Consider the following 18,240-nt stretch of genomic DNA (forward strand, 5'->3'; position numbering starts at 1 on the left):
AGCGCCCACTCATGCCTGACAAAACGCCAACGACTGCCAACTTCAGCCGCATTCCGGTGGTGGATATCGCCGGGCTGTACAGCGACGACCTCACCCAGCGACAGGCGGTGGCCGAAGAACTGGGTAACGCCGCCCGCGCAGTCGGTTTCCTGTACATCAAGAACCACGGCATCGAGTCGTCACTGATCGACGGCTTGCGTCAAGCGGCGAAGAACCTGTTTGCCCAATCGCTTGAATACAAAATGCAGCATTACATCGGCACTTCACGCAGCCACAAGGGTTTTGTGCCTGAAGGTGAAGAGGTCTATGCCAAAGGCAAACCCGATCACAAGGAAGCTTTCGATATCGGTTTCGAAGTGAGCGAAGACGATCCGCTGGTGATTGCCGGCACGCCACTGATCGGGGCCAACGAATGGCCGGACCTGCCAGGTTTCCGTCCCGCCGTCGAAGCCTACTACGCCGCGGTGTTTGCATTAGGTCGGCGCTTGTTCAAGGGGTTCGCGCTCGCTTTGGGCCTGGAGGAGGACTATTTCGAGGCAATGGTGACTCGCCCACCGTCGAAACTGCGGCTGATCCACTACCCATTTGACCTGGCGGCTCAAGACGCGCCCGGCATTGGTGCGCATACCGACTACGAATGCTTCACCATTTTGCTTGCCGACAAGCCAGGCCTCGAGGTGATGAACGATCAGGGGCAATGGATTGATGCGCCGCCCATGGACGGTACGTTTGTGGTCAACATCGGCGACATGCTGGAGGTCATGACCGCGGGCACATTCGTTGCTACGGCTCACCGAGTGCGAACCGTCAGCGAAGAGCGCTACTCGTTCCCACTCTTCTATGCCTGCGACTTCCATACGCAAATCAAGCCACTGCCGCAGTTTCTTGAAGGCGGTAAGGATTACGAGGAAATCACCATCGGTGAGCACATGTTTGGCCAAGCGTTGCAAACCTATCAATACCTGCGCCGCAAAGTCGAACGCGGCGAACTCAAACTGTATGAGCGCGCACGCAAGCCTTCGAGCTTCGGTCACTTGAAGAACCAGACGCAGGAAGCGTCCTGATGCCCCCCGACCGTTCCAAGACAACCCTGTTTCAAACCAGTCCAATCCTACTTTTTCGACGTGGAGTCACCGATGATGCGCAATCCAATGAATATTGCTGTCCGCTTGTCCCTGCTGGCCTTCGCGATCCTCGGTGCGGCAGGAGCCCACGCAGCCACGACGGTGACACCCGGCGTCCTCAAGGTCGGCATGGAAATCACCTATCCGCCCTTCGAATCTTACGACGAACAAAAGAATGTCGTCGGCTCCGACCCCGAACTGGCGCGATTACTCGCCAAACATCTGGACCTCAAGGCCGACTTCGTTGACACCAAATTTCCCAACCTGCTTCTGAGCCTGAACGCCGGTCACTATGACGCGATCATCTCGGGCATGTACATCACCCCCCAACGGCAGACTCAGGCGCAAACCATCCCATACGCCAAGACCGGCGCAGCGATCATGGTGCTCAAGGACAGCCCGCTGAAACCGAAAGTACCGCAAGACCTCTGCGGCCTGAAAGTCGGCCTGGAAAAAGGCACCACTTGGGTCACGCAATTCAACAAACTCTCGACCGATTACTGCGTCCCGAATAACAAGGGCGTGGTCATGGTCAGCGAATTCCCGTCCGCCCCTGAAGTGACCCAGGCGCTGCTCTCCGGCAACGTGCAGGCTCAGGTGGAGATCGACGGCGCCGCCGGCATGATCGCAGAACGCACCAAAGGCCGGGTTGTGATCAGCACCGATCACTCGATCTATCAACAGACGCTGGGGATCTACGTCAAAAAGGACAACGACGCGCTCTATCAGGCGCTGCTCAAGGCTTTTGACGCGACGAAAGCGTCGGGTGAATACGCCGCCCTGTTGAAGAAATACAACCTGGAAGAACCGACTAACTGACTCAATGCAGCCCTGTGGGAGCGAGGCCGCTCCCACAGTCGGCGGCGTTCGCTTGACTGCCCGGCATAGGTGAAGCCTCCGTCGACGCCAGCAGTTGGAGGTACACATGCAATTTGAATGGCCCTACTTCTTTTCTCTGTTTTCGGTCTCGGACTTCTGGAAAGCCTGCATTACGGTGGTGGAACTCAGCACGCTGGCCTGGTTCATCGGCATGCTGCTGGGCTTCCTGCTGGCGTCGGCCAAGCTTTCGGCCACGCGTTGGATCAGCGTGCCGGCGTCGGTTTATATCTGGTTCTTTCGCAGCGTGCCGCTGCTCGTACTGGTGGTGTTCGTCTATAACCTGCCGCAGATGTTCCCGGTCACCCGTGGCGTACTGTCCAACCCGTTCTATTCCGGCCTGTTCGCGCTGGTGGTGACCGAGGCGGCGTACATGTCGGAAATTCATCGGGGCGGCTTGATATCCGTTGCCAAAGGCCAGAAAGAAGCCGGCCGTGCACTGGGCATCGGCCTGATCGGTCTGCAGCGCCTGATCGTGATCCCGCAGGCGTTCCGCATTTCCCTGCCGACCCTGATCAATGAATACATCACAGTGGTGAAGCTGACCTCGCTGGTCTCGGTGATTTCCTTGACCGAACTGTTGACCGTGGGCCAGCGCCTTTACGCGCAAAACTTCCTGGTCATGGAAACCCTGTCGGCTGTGGCGGTGTATTACGTGCTGATCGTGACCGTGCTCGGCTGGCTGTTTCATTGGCTGGAGCAACACCTGGAGCTCAACAACCGCAAACCACAGACGCTGGATGACATCAGCCTGCGGCGTCTTCGCGCGGTACGGGCGGTGACCTCTCCGGCAGACGCTCGTACAGCGCCAGGGCCTGGTTCGGCACCCGCCCTGCAGCTGGTTGACATTCACAAGCGCTACGGCCAGCACGTCGTGCTCAAGGGCATCAACCTTGATGTCAACGTGGGCCAGGTGATCTCCATTATCGGTCCGTCGGGATCGGGGAAAACCTCACTGATTCGGACCATCAACGCCTTGGAAAACATCGACCAGGGCGAGATCATTCTATTCGGCGAAAGCTATATCAACGCCGGTGACAACACCAACACGCACCCAGTACGCCGTGGGATACAGCGCATCGGCATGGTGTTCCAGAGCTTCAACCTGTTTCCCCATCGCACCATTCTCGACAATGTCACCCTCGCCCCGCGTTATCACGGCCGCGACAAGTCCATCAGCGAGCAGCGCGCCTACGCTCTGCTGGACAAAGTAGGGTTGCTGGCTCACGCGCAAAAGTATCCGCATCAGTTGTCAGGCGGTCAGCAACAACGGGTGGCAATCGCCCGCGCATTGGCGATGGATCCCCACATCATGCTGTTCGATGAACCTACTTCAGCCCTTGACCCGGAACTGGTCGGCGATGTGCTCAAGGTGATCAGCGACCTGGCAAAAGAAGGCATGACCATGTTGATCGTGACCCATGAAATGGACTTCGCCATGTCAATTTCCGACAGGGTGGTTTTCATGGAGGACGGCCTGGTCAAACTGGATGCGGAGCCTGGGATGATCCGAGCTGACCAGTGCGGCGAGAGAATCAGGAAATTCATGAGGGTTTGAACTCGGTGTGATTGGCTCCTGGCACTCGAGATGGAAAATTCGTCAAGCACGCCGATTCCCACCCACGTTATGCGTTGCGAAGCTGCTGGCGAGTCATTCTGATGAGGACTCATCCGGATCTCGGATCATTGGCCCCGATGGCAAACCGTATGCGCACGCGACAACCACCTGCCTGATCTTCGATCATCCCGCAATCACACAGGGGATCTCTCATGGCCAAGACCGAGACCGATCCTGGCCCACCCGTTATCCGCGTAAAACTGCGACGCCAAGGCCTTTGCGCCGACACTGTCTGACAATATCGCTGCGACTTGATCAATGGTGAACCATGAAATATGCATCCTTCAGAACCGATCGCATCGATCTCTATTGGTCACATTGGCCGGATAATGTCACGCCTGGCGAGGAAATTGTCCGTGGGTTCGAGGCTGATCTGTTCCCGGCTTCGCATGCGTTGGGATTGGGTATCGTCACTTGGTCGCCACTCGGCGCAGGCATGCTGACCGGTAAGTACCGCAAGGGCGAGAAAGGACGCGCCGAGGGCCTCGGTGGCAAGGTGTTCCAGGCAGAGAATAGCGAGCAGCGCACACCGGTCCTCGACACGGTGATCGCCATCGCCAACGAACTGGGCGTCAGCCCCGGTCAGATCGCCATCGCCTGGTCCGGCACGCACGGGTCGTTGCCCATCATCGGCCCGCGCTCGGTTGAGCAGTTGGCCGACAACCTCGCAGCCCTGTCGGTTGAACTGTCAGCCGAGCAGATTCATCGGCTCGACACCGTTAGCAGTTTGTCTGCTTCGATGCCAGCAAGGACAGCGGCCCCTTGGGCTCGCGCAGCAGCGCAGATCGTGGCTTGAACGTGGGTGGGTGATGCAAGCCGACGACAAGAAAGCCAGACTCAACTGTATGCATCACCTGCCCTGCCCCCCTTATCGCCTGACATGTTCCTGTCAGCCTCCCGTCACCCTGACGTCAGATCGTTGCGCCTAAAGTAATGCCAGGATTGCTCCTGCGGCGCCATCGTGAACCTGCGGGAGCGAGCCTGCCCGCTCCCGCAGGAACCTGGCTTAACCAGAGATTCCGCCCCCTTGGTTGCTTTTTGCCGGAGCTCTTGTCATCAGCCGGAAGGAGAAACGCAAATGAACCACCCTGACGGGCACGACAGCGCACTTGATCAATTCATCTGGCCATCGCCAGACGGTATCCTGGACCGGAAGGACCTGTTGCTTCGCCTGCGCGCCGAACAGCGGTTCATGGCCGCACAGGACCCTGCATGCAGGCTCGATCAACAAGACTACCTGCTTTCCCTGATCGATTCGGTATCAGCACGGGCCGACGGTGCCGCGCAACGCTCAGGTTTCGATGCCAGGCGAATGCGTAGCGTCATCACCGAAGCGGCCATGAGAAGCCATTGGGGCAAGCCCTCAGGCGGTCGCCGAACCCAGGGCATCGCCGCACATTACGATGCGCAGACTTGCATGGCCGCGGTACTCGATGTCGAGCTGAGCGACGAGGGGCGCTTGATTGTGCATGACACGGTGTTTGTCGCTGACCTGGGCACTGTAGAAAAACCCGGTCGCCTACGCGCCCAGCTGGAAGGCGCATGCATGATGGGGGTCGCACTCGTGGCATCTTCTGAATTTGGTGTGACGGCGGCGGATCTGTGCCCGACGATCGCCCAACGCTCCCGCTGGCCACTCGTCTCATGGCTGCCAGGGCACATCGCGGTACATTTGATCAACCCAACGGGTGCGCTCCAGGCCTGCCAGCCCAGCCAGCTGAGCTATGTCCCCATCGTCCGGGCCTTGTGCGATGCGATTCGCAAAGCCTCGGACAAGCGTACCAGCGATTTGCCGCTCAAAAGCCAGTCGCTCGAAAGAGTGGGCGGACGTTAAATCCACTGACGGGCTTCAAATCAAACCCGGCACCAGGGCTTTCAGCGTCGCCGCCACACCAGTGGTGCACTGCCATTTGGCAATCCGATAGCCACGAAAGCAGGGTAGATTATCTCTTCCAGACAAGTGAGGTTGCGCGCCATGCCTTCAACTCCCTGTGTCCCGTCCAGCCTCCGTGGGCAACGCGGCGCGAACCTGTTCGTGGAAGTACTGCGCAGGGAAGGCGTTCGCCACGTCTTCGGCAATCCGGGAACAACGGAACTGCCTTTGCTCGATGCACTCTTGGGCGTCTGCGACATGCACTACGTGCTCGGCCTCCAGGAGGCCTGCGTCGTGGCGATGGCCGACGGTTATGCGCAGGCATCCGGCCGCCCCGGTTTCGTGAATCTCCATACAGCAGGAGGCCTTGGCAATGCAATGGGCGCCATCCTGAACGCAAAGATGGCGAATACGCCGCTGGTGATCACCGCGGGCCAACAGGATACCCGCCATGGCGTGACCGACCCGCTGCTTCATGGTGATCTGGTCAGCCTGGCCCGACCGAGCGTCAAATGGGCGGAGGAAATCCAGCACCCCGAGCATATCCCGATGCTGCTGCGTCGCGCTCTTCAGGACTGCCGCACGGGGCCGACCGGCCCGGTTTTCCTTTCGCTGCCGATCAACGTGATGGAGCAGCACACCGATGCCGATGCTGGCCAGCCGTCGCGAATCGAACGAGGTGTGGTGACCGCGGCGATTGACCCGTTGGCTGAGGACTTAGCGACGGTTGCTCCGGGCCGTCTGGCGATTATCGTCGGGGAGGAGGTCTTCCAGTCGAATGCGCAAGTGGAAGCGGTGAGACTCGCCGAAGCACTCGGCGCGCCGGTCTTCGGGCCATCCTGGCCCGGGCATATCCCCTTCCCCACCGCTCATCCTCAATGGCGCGGAGCCTTGTCGCCCAAAGCTGCCGATATCCGCGAAACGTTCGCTGACTTCGATGCGGTCTTGCTTCTCGGCGGTCATTCGCTGATCAGCTACCAATACTCGCAAGGCCCGGCGATTCCCCCTCATTGCCGTCTCATTCAATTGACCGGCGATGGCCACCAACTGGGTAGAGTGCATGGAACGACACTGGGATTGATAGGCGACATAAAGCTGTCGTTGCAGTTGTTGCTGCCGTTACTGGATCAGATGCTGGCCCCACACAGCCAGGCCATCGCGACGCTGCGAAATGTCGCCGCGCACGAGCGCAGTACCCGCCGAATCGAAGTGGCCGAGCGCGCGAAGCGCGAATTCCATACGCCCGTGACAACGCCTTTCGTTGCGGCCCATGAAGCTGTCCGGGCAATCGGCCCTGATGTGTGGATCGTCGACGAAGCGCCGGTCACCATCGCTCATGTGCGTGCTTGCCTGGATTCGCACTCGGCCCGCCAGTACCTGTTTACACGCAGCGCCATCCTTGGATGGGGCATGCCGGCGGCTGTCGGTACATCCCTTGGCCTGGACCGCGCCCCGGTGGTCTGCCTGGTCGGCGATGGCTCGGCGATGTACTCCCCCCAAGCGCTTTGGACAGCGGCACACGAGCGTTTGCCCGTCACCTTTGTGGTCATGAACAATGGCGAATACAACATCCTGAAAAACTACGCGCGTAGCCAGGCGCACTACCGAAGTGCCGGTACGAACCAGTTCATCGGCATGGACATCCGGGACCCGGCCATCGACTTCCAGGCCCTCGCCTCCTCCCTGGGGGTCGCTTCGCGCAGGGTCGAGCGCGCCGGCGATATCGCTGAAGCGGTCGAGGATGGCATTCGCTCAGGCCGTCCCAACCTCATCGAATTACCGATCATGGCTTGAAGCTAACGGCCGTTCACCTTTGGCGCGGCCCCATGAAAACTGCAGCCCTGCATCAGCGACCGCGATCGACATCATGGATGTTGAGCTTGCACCGGGCCTTCGCAGCTATCACCTTATCTATTCACGCCAGCCTTCCTCATGGGACGATCAAAAGCCCACGCCCTATCGTGTTCGGATAACCGTCAGCGTGTCCGTATGAATCGGGCCTTGTATTCCTTCGAAAACTGCTCACAAGCCTTGCCAAGCTCATCTGAGCTTTCATCGGTTGATCTTGATCAGGTTGAAGAGGTGCAATTATTCCCAATCTGTAGACGTTCGATCCACCAAGCTTCGTGGTTGCCTTGGTCAGCACAATAGCTGTAGCTTTGATCTTCAATAAGCGAGGATATGTCATTGGACGACTCTGAACATCTGAAACAACTGTGCGCTCGTTTCAACTCTGGAGAATGTCTGAGCTTTACGTTTTTCTGGGGGCACCAGCGTAGTAAAACTGGCGTCACGGCTTCGTGCTTCAGCCAATGGTTCGAGGCCGGGTTCATTGTCGACGGGCAACATTACCCGACAGCCGAACACTACATGATGGCCGAGAAAGCGGCCTTGTTCGACGATCAGGATATTCGTGCGCAGGTGCTCCAAACGCCTACTCCAAATGCCGCCAAAGCGCTTGGCCGCAACGTGCGCGGGTTCAATGATAAGGTTTGGCTGCAACACCGATACGACATCGTCGTTCGAGCGAACCAGGCCAAGTTCTCCCAGAATCCGCAGTTGAACGATTTTCTTCTACAAACCGGTTCGCGGGTTATTGTCGAAGCCAGCCCGGTTGATAACATCTGGGGTATAGGGCTCGCACAGGACAGCGCGGATGCGAACAATCCGAATCTGTGGAAAGGCTTGAATCTGCTGGGATTTGCGCTGATGCAGGTGCGGGACGGGACTGATATGCCTGCTCCAAGGTAGTGTCCTGACCTTGCTCACGAAAAGCGCAAAAGCCTTGGCGAACGACAGGGCTTATTGCATGCGACCTTATCAAGAAAGCGCGTCAACCAACAGAAGCTGAGTCGCCCGAATTTTTGTCGACACCTTCAGGCGGCTGCTTCTGGCCGTTTTCTGCCTGTCGCCACCGGCAGAAATCGGCCAGAAGCGGTCATTCTGATTCATCTAGAAAATCAGAGGCGATTCAGGCCGAGCTGTACCCGTCCTTTAACTACCTGCCCAGAAGTTCGCTTGAGGTAAGGACTAAATCGTGTTGCTGCCCTCAACGAATGTGCCGCCGACGTGCAACTGCTCAATGATTCTGAAGGCCAAGAGGCCATAGACTACTTCAGGTTTGGTGTCATTTCGGACGTACCGGATGTGCGTTACGACATGTGCGGTGCCGAAGCGTCGATTCGCCTCCGATGTTCCTTCGAGTACGCTTGCAACGATATCGGCCTCAATCAATGGCTCGTGATTACATGCCCCCTGCGGCGGTAGACACTCGCAGATCGGCTCATGCTGCTCACCAACTTCTAGGCGCAGTTGCAGGAGATTATGCCGAGGCCCGGTAATACGTGAAGCGGCAAGGTACTCTCCGAGGCGGACGAAATGCATGTAATTTGCCTCTACTGTTTGGTTAAAGGATGCACTCTAGCCCTTCTTGAGGGACTCAATCAGGCCTGTCGAATAGAGCTGAATCGGTCCTTCTTCTGTAGACGCTTTCAAAGGACCGCTCCTTGGCGGAATTCTGCCTGCAAGGCAGCAGCCGACCATAGTGGTCTGTTGGCAATGAAAGGGACCGGCAATGAAGGGGCCAGATTTATTTACTGGAAATACTGTCCACTTTTTTATGAGGTTCGCCACTCCTTGGCTTGGCGCGGTTGAACCGCCGACGTTGGGAACACCCGCTGTGCCTGTAAGTCTACCTGTAACCAATCATTGGTAAGGTACAGCGCAATGGATAAGACAATTACCGTGGATCAACTGGCGACCACTGACCTCAGATCAATCAACGAGATATGGCTCGGCGGGACTCATACCCAGCTATGCCTCTGGCGTGGCGCACAAGTCTTCACCCACGAAATGCTCAGCGAAGGCACCCACGATCAGAATGTCCAACGCCTGTGCCTGCAGTTGGTCAACCCTGACGATCAGGCCGCAGTGGCCCATGTTGAGCGGATCGCGCGCGAACGACTGACAAAGATGGGCAAGGAAGGCGAGTTTTATCCGGCTGAGGAAGCGGACACCCATCAATAGTCGCTCTGCAGCGGTGATAAAAAGAGGAATATCGGCCAGTCATTAAGGTCCTCAGTACGTCACTTGAGGATCTGGCGCTACACATCTCGGCGATATCCCTTATTGGGCCATTCGATCAGAGGCGAGAATCTCCGCAAGAAAATCGATGAACACATTGATGCGGCTGGAGCCGCGGTGATTGGGCAAATACAGCGCATTGATGCAGCTGCTCGCACTGCCCGGATTGACTTCGTAATGCTCCAGCAACCGTGTCAGTCGACCTGCGGCGACGTCATCGCGCACCAGCCAGTCGGCCAGCAGAGCCACCCCGCCGCCCGCGATTGCGGCCTCGCGCAAGATGTCGGCGTTGTTGCTTTGCAACCGGCCATGCACGTTGAGCTGAAGGGGTTGCTCGTCGCCCTGAAACGTCCAGTGATGATGCGATCCACCGTAATCGAAGCGCAGGCACTGGTGCCCCAGCAAGTCATTAGGATGACTCAGCGCCGCGTGACGGCCCAGGTAATCCGGGCTGGCGACGACCCAGCGCTGGAAGCCCCCTACCCGTTTGCTGACGATGTCCTCGCTGACCACCGACGAGCCGAGGCGCACGGACACATCGATCTGCTCGCTCAACAGGTCACCAACCTGATCGCTCAATGACACGCTGATTTCCAGTCCCGGATGACGGTCGAGCAGTCGGCCCAGATGTGGCGCGATGATTCGCCGGCCAAACTCGACGGGGACACTGATCCGCAGGCGCCCTTGCGCCTCGCTGCCGCGGTCGGCGACCACGGCATCGGCTTCATCGATGGCCTCCAGAATAGCCACGGCTTTTTCAAAATAGGCTTGCCCGGCGACGGTCACGCTGGTGTTGCGGGTCGTGCGGTTAAGCAGGCTGGCGCCCAGCTCGCTTTCCAGGCCCGCCACCTGGCGTGTCACCGAAGAGGTGGAGATTCCAAGTTTGCGCGCCGCAGAGGAATAACCGCCGCAACGCACGGTTTCAACAAACATCTTCAACGCCAGCAATTTGTCCATCAGCGGAGTCCGGTCGAAAGGGAACGGAGCTGATTGTGCATGACCGTTCGCCCGCCGTCTTGCAGGACTGTGCTTCGCCGCGCTCCTCGATGCCTGTTGGTCAGACATCTGCCTTGCGACTCATGAATATCACCAGGGCCAAGGCAGGCAGCAACGCGATCGCCACCGCAGAGAGGCTCCAGCCGAAATGCTCATAGAGCGGGCTGGCCACCAGCGATCCCAAGGCGCCGCCGACGAAGATGCTGGTCATGTACACGGCATTCAATCGAGCCCGGCTGTGCGGGTCGATGGAATACACCTCGCGTTGGCCCAGCACCATGTTCAGTTGCACGGCAAAATCCAGCAGCACCGCGCACACGACAAGCCAGATGTAACCACTGCCGGGCAGCGCTGCAATCAACAAGGAGACCGGAGCCAACAGCAGCGCAACGAGTGTCCCGCGACGGCCATGACCTGCATCGGCCAAGCGTCCGGCAATGGGCGCGGCCACGGCACCGACGGCGCCTACCAGCGCAAAGATCGCGATCTGCACCTGGCTGAAACCGTGGTGGCGCATCAGCTCGATGGGCGCCAGGGTCCAGAACAGGCTGAAGCTGGCGAACAACAATCCCTGATACAACGAACGTTGGCGCAGGACCGAATGGCGCCGGGCCAGCGCAAACACCGAGCCGATCAATGCGGCATAAGTCGCCCGATGCGTCGGTACGCGACGCGGCAGCGCAATGGCGGTGATCAGGGCGATAACAGCCATCAGCGCCGCCGCACTGAAGAAGACACCGCGCCAGCCGAACACGTCCACCAACAGGCTCGACAGCGGACGCGACAGCAGGATGCCCAGCAACAGGCCGCTCATGATGTTGCCCACCACCCGGCCTCGTGTTGCTTCCGGAGCCAGGTGTGCGGCCAGGGGCACCAGGATCTGCACCGCTACCGATGTGAGGCCGATCAGCAGCGACAAGACGAGGAATATCGACGGCGAGTGCGTCAGCCCGGCACACAACAGGGTAACGCCCGACGCGAGGGTGAGGCCCACCACCAGGCGCCGGTTCTCCGCAAGGTCAGCCAATGGCACCAGCAGCAATAAACCCAGGGCGTAGCCCAATTGCGTCAGCGACACGATCAGGCTCGCATTGGTGCTGGACAGGCCAATTTGCGGCGCGATCAATTCGACAATCGGCTGAGCGTAATAAAGATTGGCCACGACCGCGCCGCAGCAGAACGCCAGGAACGCGACCATCAGGCCGGAAAGTGAAGCGTGTTGTTCGGCCTTGGCCGTCGCGGCGGGATTGCCCATGAACATGATGACACCTCGGTAGGTTTGGGGAAGTGATCGTCAGGCTAAGGGCAGCGGTCTGCCCGGAGAACCCATTGATCGGGCAATGAAGTGATGCGCGACACGCAACGCCAGCGGTGTTGCGGTTGGCGCAACAGGCTTTTGCGTGATCCGCTGATACTCCGGCGCATGGGCCTTCTCTACCCTTGGGCACTCGGCGCAGGACTCTCCATCGGCGCCCTTTTCCGGTTGATCAAGGAGACGTCAATGACCTCGAATCCATCCTCAATGTCCAGCGCGCGTGCCTCAGGCTTGGGATGCCCATGATCGGCATTTCCATGAGGTCCAGACCGTTTTGGATCGGCGCCGCGGTCCTGGCTTCGATAGGTGCGATCGCTGCTACCCTGCTGATGTGGCGTCCGGCGATTGCACCTATCGAGCGGCCGCGAACCTTCGATTCGGCGCAGTTGCAACGCGGCGCGCGCGTCGTCGAAGCAGGCGACTGCGCGGTATGCCACACGAGACCCGGCGGCCCTTACCTGGCAGGGGGACTGCCGCTGGTGACGCCGTTTGGCACGCTCTACAGCACGAACATCACACCCGATCCGCAGACTGGCATTGGTCAGTGGTCGCTGCCGGCGTTCGAGCGGGCGATGCGTGAAGGGATCGCCCGCGATGGGCACTTCCTGTATCCGGCCTTCCCGTACGTGCATTACCGGCGCATGACGGCAGGCGATATAGAAGACGCCTATGCGTACTTGATGAGTGGCCCTGCCGTGCACGCTCCAGCCCGGCAAAACCGCATGAGCTTCCCGATGAACCTCCGGCCGCTAGTGGCGTTCTGGAATTTACTGTTCCTGCAGGGCGAGCCACTGACTCCCGTGGCGCAGCAATCCGATGCATGGAATCGCGGGCGCTACCTGGTCGAAGGCCCCGGCCACTGCGCAGGCTGTCATTCTCCGCTGAACCTGATCGGCGCCGAGACGTCCGGCGCAAGCCTGGCCGGCGGTACCGTGGATGGTTGGGAAGCGCCTTCGCTGCTGGGCATGGGCCGTCGTGCAAATGCCTGGCGCTACGATCAGTTGGTGAGCTACCTGCGAGGAGAAGTGGTGGACGGCCATGGAACTGCCGCCGGCCCGATGCGCCCGGTCAGTCTCGGCCTGGCGCGCTTGCCAGTCGGCGACGCACAGGCGATCGCCGAGTACCTGCTGAGCTTGCCCGCCAGAACGGTCACCACCGAGGTCCCAGCCGCAGATGCTAATGCCGGGGCCTCCGATCAGACCATTGGCGCCCTGCTGTTCGCCAGCGCCTGTGCCGGCTGCCATGGGCCAGCTGCACCGATGCGTGAAATCGACGAGCGTCCTTCGCTGGACCGTACGTCATCGTTGCAAGCCCCGAACCCGCGCAATTTCCTGAAAACCGTGTTCGAAGGCGTCCCGGCAACGCCGGGCATGCCGGGACCGATGATGCCGCCGTTTGCCGCCAGCCTCGACAACGATCAACTCATCGCACTCGCTTCGTACCTGCGCCGACAAGCCAGACCCGACCAACCCTGGACAGACCTTTCTTCAACCCTTGAAGCGATACGTCAGGAGACGAAATGACTCAAGTCACGCTTAACGTCAACGGCTCGGCCCGGACATTGGACCTCGAACCTGACATGCCGCTGCTCTACGCGCTGCGTAATCATCTGGGGCTCAACGGCGCCAAGTACGGGTGTGGCTTGGGGCAGTGTGGCGCCTGCACGGTCATCGTCGATGACAAGCCTGTATTTTCCTGCGTGACACCCTGCGCCGGACTTGAAGGCAAGCGGGTTCGAACGGTGGAAAGTCTTGGTACCGCCGAACAACCCGGTCCTTTGCAAAAGGCATTTATCGACAAACAGGCGGCCCAATGCGGCTATTGCATCGCCGGTATGTTGATGCGCGCGCAGTCACTGCTGGAGAGCAACCCGCAGCCGGATGAACAGACCATTCGTGAGTACATGGCCGGCAACCTGTGTCGATGCGGCACCCACTTGCGAATCATCGACGCGATCAGCCTTGCCGCCAGGCAAAACGGGAGCGCGCCATGACAGTGGTCAACGAGGTCAATCACAGCCGTCGCGCATTCTTGCGTGGGGGCGCCTTGCTGATGGCGTTTACCCTGGTACCGGTGCCGCGACGTGCGTGGGCGGACACCGAAGTCGACACGCTGGGCACGGTGGTATTGGCACCGGATCTGCCCGGCAGCCTGCGCACCAATCCCTATCTTGATGCCTGGATCCGCGTCGGTCATGAAGGCATCACCGTCTATACCGGCAAGGTTGAATTGGGCACTGGGGTCAAGACTGCCTTGCTGCAAATTGCCGCTGAACGCCTGGAGGTTTCTCCATCAGCGATCAACCTGCTCACCGCCGACACGGCGCTGACGCCCAACGAAGGTTACACCGCTGGCAGCCACAGTATTTTCGACAGCGGGACCGCGCTGTTCAACGCAGCGGCGCAGGTACGTGGGCTGCTGCTGGAGTCGGCTGGACGTAGCTGGGCGGTTGCGCCAGCACTGTTGACGACCCGGGAGGGCATCATTCACGGTCCCAACGGACAACGAATGGCCTACGCCGACGCTGTCAAAAACGTCGATCTGCACCGGTATGCACAGTCCGATTCGCCAGCACTGCCCGCGGCGCCATTCAAGTTGATCGGCCATTCGCTGCAACGGCTGGATATTCCGGCAAAAGTCAGTGGTGGCGCCGCGTTTGTCCAGGACATCCGCCTGCCGGGCATGCTGCACGCTCGGGTGATTCGCCCACCCCGCCCTGGCTGCACACTACAGGCCCTTGATGCAGCATCGATAGAGGCGCTGTCCGGGGTTGTGCAGGTGATTCGCGACGGCAATTATCTTGCGGTGGTCGCGCGGGATGAATGGCAAGCGATCAAAGCGATGCGCAGCGGATACGAAACGGCGCGCTGGAGCGGTGGCCAGGCAATCCCCGAATCCGCGGACATTCATGCATTACTCAAACGCCTTCCTTCACGCCCCTACCCGATCAGCCATGAAGGCACTGCCCAGGGTGCGACCGACAACAGCTATCAGGCCCGCGTGACCAAGCAATACCTGATGCATGGCTCCATTGGCCCGTCCTGCGCCGTGGCCTGGTTCAAGGACGGCACCCTCACCGTCTGGACCCACACCCAGGGCGTGTATCCCCTGCGGGCCGGGATCGCCGAAATGGTGCAGCTACCCCCCGAACGCGTTCGCTGTATCCACACCGAAGGGTCCGGTTGTTATGGCCATAACGGCGCGGACGATGCGGCAGCCGACGCGGCGTTGATTGCCATGCGCATACCCGGCACACCGGTCCGGGTCCAATGGATGCGCGAGCAGGAAAATCTCTGGGAGCCCTACAGCTCGGCGATGGTAACCGAAGTCAAAGCCAACCTGAACGCCCAAGGTCGGTTGCAGGACTGGAACTATGAACTGTGGACGACGCCGCACAACGAACGCATCGTCAACGCCGGCCGGCTGCTGCCGGCGCGATTGCTGGCTCGACCGTTCGCCTCCGCACCTTCGGTGCCCATCGCTCAACCTGAAGGCGATGGCGATCGCAACGCCGTGCCGCTGTACACGCTGGCCTCTACACGCATCAACATGAACTTTGTCACCCAGATGCCCTTTCGCACTTCGGCCATGCGTTCACTGGGTGCGCACATCAACATTTTTGCGATCGAAGCGTGCATGGATGAGCTTGCGTCCAGGGCCAGGGTCGATCCGATAGCCTTGCGCCTGGCTCATCTGGAAGATCCCCGGGCGCGGGCCGTGGTGGAGCGGGTTCGCGACGGCATTGGCTGGCAGCAAAAAAGCAATGAGCCTGGCGCAGGCATCGGCTTTGCCTTTGCCCGGTACAAAAACATCATGGGTTACTGCGCAATCGCGGTAAGACTGCAGGTACATCCGCTGACCGGTGAAATACAGATCGAGCATGTGGTCACGGCGGTGGACGTCGGACAGATCGTCAATCCCGATGGCCTGCGCAATCAGGTGGAGGGCGGGATCGTCCAGTCCACCAGTTGGACGCTGTATGAACAGGTCGCCTATGACGCCGGGGGTATACGCAGCTACGACTGGAGTGGTTACCCGATCCTGCGCTTTTCGCAGGTGCCCAGGAAGGTCGATGTTTATCTACTCGACCAACCGGGACAACCGTTTCTCGGCGCCGCCGAAATCGTCCAGGGTCCCATGGCCGCCGCCATCGGCAACGCCGTGGCGAACGCCACCGGCCGACGCTGGTTGAACCTGCCCCTGACCCGCTCGGAGCAGCCGTCCTGACCCGCATTGCGTTGCGTTTCACGCAATGCAGTGTTGGGCGTTCCTCGGATTATCAAGCGCCCGCCCGCCGATTAACTTAAAGCCATCCGGTGCCTGACCCAACGTCCGCCGCAACCCTGCTTTCTGTACCGCTATTGGAGAACACCCCATGACGCAGCACCTGTTCCAACCCATCGCATTGGGCCCCTACACACTCCCTCACCGCGTGGCGATGGCGCCTTTGACACGCTCTCGCGCCGGGCAACCGGGCGACGTGCCAACGGCCATGAACGCCGAGTATTACCGCCAGCGTGCGAGCGCCGCGTTGATCATTACCGAAGCAACGCAAATTTCCCGGCAAGGCCAAGGCTATGCCTGGACACCGGGCATCTACAACGCTGAACAGGTGCAAGCCTGGCGTGCAGTCAGCACCCAGGTGCATGAGAGCGGCGGCCTGATCTTCATGCAGCTCTGGCATGTGGGCCGCGTGTCCCACCCGAGCTTTCAGCCTGACAACGCGCGCCCGGTTGCCCCGAGCGCGTTACCCGTGCCGGGCAAGACGTTCATCGTCGACGCGGATGGCAACGGTGTCTGGAGCGATGTACCGGTGCCGCGTGCTCTGCAGGCTCCAGAGATCACCGACATCATCGACGACTACCGCCGCGCCGCGCGCAATGCACTGGACTCTGGAATGGACGGCGTGGAAATTCATGCGGGCAATGGTTATCTGCTGGACCAGTTCATCAACAGTAACAGTAACCAGCGCGAGGATGCTTACGGTGGAAGCCTGGAAAACCGTGCACGGCTGTTATTGGAAGTGGTCGCCGCCGTAGTCGACGAAGTGGGCGCAGAGCGCGTAGGCGTACGCTTGACGCCGATGGGACGGTTCATGGGCATGGGCGATGAGACACCGCAGGCGACATTCGGCTACATCGTGCGCTCGTTGAACCAATGGACGCTGGCCTATCTGCACCTCGTCGAGCCCGCCGTGGTTGGCACCGTCAAGGACGAGCACTTCGATCCGCGATGGGATGAAATCATCGGTCAATTACGTGCGGCATGGGACGGCGTGTTGATGATCGCCGGTGGCTACGATCCCAAGACGGCGGAACAGGCCTTGATCGACGGCCGCGCGGACATCATTGCGTTCGGCAGAGCCTTCCTGGCAAACCCGGATCTGCCCCGGCGAATTCGTGAAGGGTTACCGCTCAATGCACCAGACCCGAGCACCTTCTTCGGTGGCGATCAGCGTGGCTACGTGGATTATCCGACTCATCCCTGAGCTGGGCTTAACGCAGTTGACCGGTCCGAAAGGCGGCCGGCGCGGATTGTTTGGGATTATCACTCCACATAACGCAGCCAAAGATGAATCCGACCCGAGACCGCCTGAGCGACTGCAAAAATGCGTGCTTGTAGTTTTTCAACGCTCGTGTTGTAGAGCGCGCAAAAGTCTTTCGCAACGAGATTGGCCAGAGATAGATCAGGCGGCTCAGCACGAATGAAGCCGATGTAAGAGGCACCTACGCCCATTAGCTCATAGCCATGCGCTTCTGAAAAATGACGCGCAACCGCAAAATTTTTCGCAGGGTCTAAATCGGAAGTGAAATAGCCGTTGGGAAAAGCAGCGAGTGCCTGGTAAGACTCCTGAACGGGTACCAAAGCGCTGACATTGGCTGGTCGATTATCGATACAGGTTTTTCCTGATAACCAATCCACTCCTGCAGGGCCTGCTCATCAAGCGTCAAACCATGAGCACAAGCATCTTCGAAAGACGTAGCTGCTACCAGGTTCGTGAAATTGCGAAAGCAAATTGCGAACTCCGCTTTCGTGATCGAATAACCTACATATTCATCGTTCTCAAAACATTCTTGAGGCAGCCCCGCGATGTCCTCCTCGGTGGCGTCATCCATTCCTGAATTACTGCGAGCATGGCCCGACGTGTATCAAGCCTGGTGCAGATCATCGAGCGAGAACAGAGGTTTAAAGCCTGGGTGCGACTCAGCAATCTTACGACGAGCCTCGGTCAGATCGTCAAAGCTGGTAATCCCGCTCACACCGTACTCATCGCAGGTCCCTACAGACGGGTTCTCACGCATGCCATTACCGCGAAATTCGATATCCATAAAGCGTGGCTTGCTCCATGTTGTTA

Annotated in this window: 16 protein-coding genes and 1 pseudogene; 12 read left to right on the plus strand and 5 right to left on the minus strand. The window is 59.5% G+C overall.

What is annotated here, in order from left to right; all coding sequences use genetic code 11:
- Positions 1-11: 11 nt before the first annotated feature.
- From BW992_RS23055 to BW992_RS23085, 7 genes and pseudogenes are all read left to right on the plus strand, one after another.
- Entirely contained in the window at positions 12-1,064 is a 1,053-nt protein-coding gene (locus BW992_RS23055; RefSeq protein ID WP_076407169.1) for an isopenicillin N synthase family dioxygenase, read from the plus strand.
- Between the two features lie 75 nt (positions 1,065-1,139).
- A complete protein-coding gene (locus tag BW992_RS23060; protein WP_076407380.1) occupies positions 1,140-1,943 on the plus strand; it encodes an ABC transporter substrate-binding protein in 804 nt (267 codons plus the stop codon).
- A gap of 106 nt (positions 1,944-2,049) precedes the next feature.
- The gene (locus BW992_RS27375) at positions 2,050-3,558 is read left to right on the plus strand and encodes an amino acid ABC transporter permease/ATP-binding protein (RefSeq protein ID WP_076407170.1); all 1,509 of its coding nucleotides are present in this window, start codon (positions 2,050-2,052) and stop codon (positions 3,556-3,558) included.
- A gap of 346 nt (positions 3,559-3,904) precedes the next feature.
- Positions 3,905-4,414, plus strand: a pseudogene (locus BW992_RS23070) (aldo/keto reductase); the annotation flags it as partial.
- A gap of 282 nt (positions 4,415-4,696) precedes the next feature.
- Positions 4,697-5,452, plus strand: coding sequence for an aldehyde dehydrogenase (locus BW992_RS23075; protein WP_072430479.1), 756 nt, complete (start codon positions 4,697-4,699; stop codon positions 5,450-5,452).
- 201 nt (positions 5,453-5,653) lie between these two features.
- The gene (locus BW992_RS23080; RefSeq protein WP_231991085.1) at positions 5,654-7,285 is read left to right on the plus strand and encodes a thiamine pyrophosphate-dependent enzyme; all 1,632 of its coding nucleotides are present in this window, start codon (positions 5,654-5,656) and stop codon (positions 7,283-7,285) included.
- Between the two features lie 393 nt (positions 7,286-7,678).
- Positions 7,679-8,242 carry an NADAR family protein gene (locus BW992_RS23085; protein ID WP_072394810.1) on the plus strand — a complete coding sequence of 188 codons (564 nt, stop codon included), beginning with the start codon at positions 7,679-7,681 and terminating at the stop codon, positions 8,240-8,242.
- Positions 8,243-8,521: 279 nt separating this feature from the next.
- Here BW992_RS23085 and BW992_RS23090 read toward each other — a convergent pair whose 3' ends face one another.
- On the minus strand, positions 8,522-8,875 hold the full coding sequence (locus tag BW992_RS23090) for a hypothetical protein (protein WP_072458461.1): 354 nt from the start codon (positions 8,873-8,875) through the stop codon (positions 8,522-8,524).
- A gap of 342 nt (positions 8,876-9,217) precedes the next feature.
- Here BW992_RS23090 and BW992_RS23095 point away from each other — a divergent pair, with 342 nt between their 5' ends.
- On the plus strand, positions 9,218-9,517 hold the full coding sequence (locus BW992_RS23095; RefSeq protein ID WP_072394550.1) for a hypothetical protein: 300 nt from the start codon (positions 9,218-9,220) through the stop codon (positions 9,515-9,517).
- 99 nt (positions 9,518-9,616) lie between these two features.
- Here the strand turns inward: BW992_RS23095 and BW992_RS23100 are convergent, their stop codons facing one another.
- Positions 9,617-10,531 carry a LysR family transcriptional regulator gene (locus BW992_RS23100; protein ID WP_072430475.1) on the minus strand — a complete coding sequence of 305 codons (915 nt, stop codon included), beginning with the start codon at positions 10,529-10,531 and terminating at the stop codon, positions 9,617-9,619.
- Positions 10,532-10,631: 100 nt separating this feature from the next.
- The gene (locus BW992_RS23105; protein WP_076407173.1) at positions 10,632-11,831 is read right to left on the minus strand and encodes an MFS transporter; all 1,200 of its coding nucleotides are present in this window, start codon (positions 11,829-11,831) and stop codon (positions 10,632-10,634) included.
- Positions 11,832-12,127: 296 nt separating this feature from the next.
- Here BW992_RS23105 and BW992_RS23110 point away from each other — a divergent pair, with 296 nt between their 5' ends.
- From BW992_RS23110 to BW992_RS23125, 4 genes are all read left to right on the plus strand, one after another.
- Positions 12,128-13,408 (plus strand): c-type cytochrome, encoded by a 1,281-nt coding sequence (locus BW992_RS23110; protein WP_372239200.1) that lies wholly within the window; start codon positions 12,128-12,130, stop codon positions 13,406-13,408.
- Positions 13,405-13,878 (plus strand): (2Fe-2S)-binding protein, encoded by a 474-nt coding sequence (locus tag BW992_RS23115; protein ID WP_072394541.1) that lies wholly within the window; start codon positions 13,405-13,407, stop codon positions 13,876-13,878. The genes BW992_RS23110 and BW992_RS23115 overlap by 4 nt, the downstream gene beginning before the upstream one ends.
- Positions 13,875-16,112: a xanthine dehydrogenase family protein molybdopterin-binding subunit gene (locus BW992_RS23120; protein WP_072430473.1), complete on the plus strand. Its 2,238-nt coding sequence runs from the start codon at positions 13,875-13,877 to the stop codon at positions 16,110-16,112. The genes BW992_RS23115 and BW992_RS23120 overlap by 4 nt, the downstream gene beginning before the upstream one ends.
- 148 nt (positions 16,113-16,260) lie before the next feature.
- A complete protein-coding gene (locus tag BW992_RS23125) occupies positions 16,261-17,373 on the plus strand; it encodes an alkene reductase (protein ID WP_076407174.1) in 1,113 nt (370 codons plus the stop codon).
- 59 nt (positions 17,374-17,432) lie between these two features.
- Here BW992_RS23125 and BW992_RS27290 read toward each other — a convergent pair whose 3' ends face one another.
- Positions 17,433-17,807: a DUF4253 domain-containing protein gene (locus tag BW992_RS27290; RefSeq protein ID WP_231991086.1), complete on the minus strand. Its 375-nt coding sequence runs from the start codon at positions 17,805-17,807 to the stop codon at positions 17,433-17,435.
- 227 nt (positions 17,808-18,034) lie between these two features.
- Positions 18,035-18,214 (minus strand): hypothetical protein, encoded by a 180-nt coding sequence (locus BW992_RS27295; protein WP_231991087.1) that lies wholly within the window; start codon positions 18,212-18,214, stop codon positions 18,035-18,037.
- Positions 18,215-18,240: the final 26 nt, after the last annotated feature.

The organism is Pseudomonas sp. 7SR1, from assembly GCF_900156465.1.
GTDB lineage: Bacteria > Pseudomonadota > Gammaproteobacteria > Pseudomonadales > Pseudomonadaceae > Aquipseudomonas.

Coding starts and splice junctions, on each gene's coding strand:
- BW992_RS27295 (WP_231991087.1), bottom strand. CDS start 18,214: ATGGATATCGAATTTCGCGGTAATGGCATGCGTGAGAACCCGTCTGTA.
- BW992_RS23060 (WP_076407380.1), top strand. CDS start 1,140: ATGCGCAATCCAATGAATATTGCTGTCCGCTTGTCCCTGCTGGCCTTC.
- BW992_RS23090 (WP_072458461.1), bottom strand. CDS start 8,875: ATGCATTTCGTCCGCCTCGGAGAGTACCTTGCCGCTTCACGTATTACC.
- BW992_RS23075 (WP_072430479.1), top strand. CDS start 4,697: ATGAACCACCCTGACGGGCACGACAGCGCACTTGATCAATTCATCTGG.
- BW992_RS23125 (WP_076407174.1), top strand. CDS start 16,261: ATGACGCAGCACCTGTTCCAACCCATCGCATTGGGCCCCTACACACTC.
- BW992_RS23100 (WP_072430475.1), bottom strand. CDS start 10,531: ATGGACAAATTGCTGGCGTTGAAGATGTTTGTTGAAACCGTGCGTTGC.
- BW992_RS23105 (WP_076407173.1), bottom strand. CDS start 11,831: ATGTTCATGGGCAATCCCGCCGCGACGGCCAAGGCCGAACAACACGCT.
- BW992_RS23095 (WP_072394550.1), top strand. CDS start 9,218: ATGGATAAGACAATTACCGTGGATCAACTGGCGACCACTGACCTCAGA.
- BW992_RS23115 (WP_072394541.1), top strand. CDS start 13,405: ATGACTCAAGTCACGCTTAACGTCAACGGCTCGGCCCGGACATTGGAC.
- BW992_RS27375 (WP_076407170.1), top strand. CDS start 2,050: ATGCAATTTGAATGGCCCTACTTCTTTTCTCTGTTTTCGGTCTCGGAC.
- BW992_RS23055 (WP_076407169.1), top strand. CDS start 12: ATGCCTGACAAAACGCCAACGACTGCCAACTTCAGCCGCATTCCGGTG.
- BW992_RS23120 (WP_072430473.1), top strand. CDS start 13,875: ATGACAGTGGTCAACGAGGTCAATCACAGCCGTCGCGCATTCTTGCGT.
- BW992_RS23110 (WP_372239200.1), top strand. CDS start 12,128: ATGATCGGCATTTCCATGAGGTCCAGACCGTTTTGGATCGGCGCCGCG.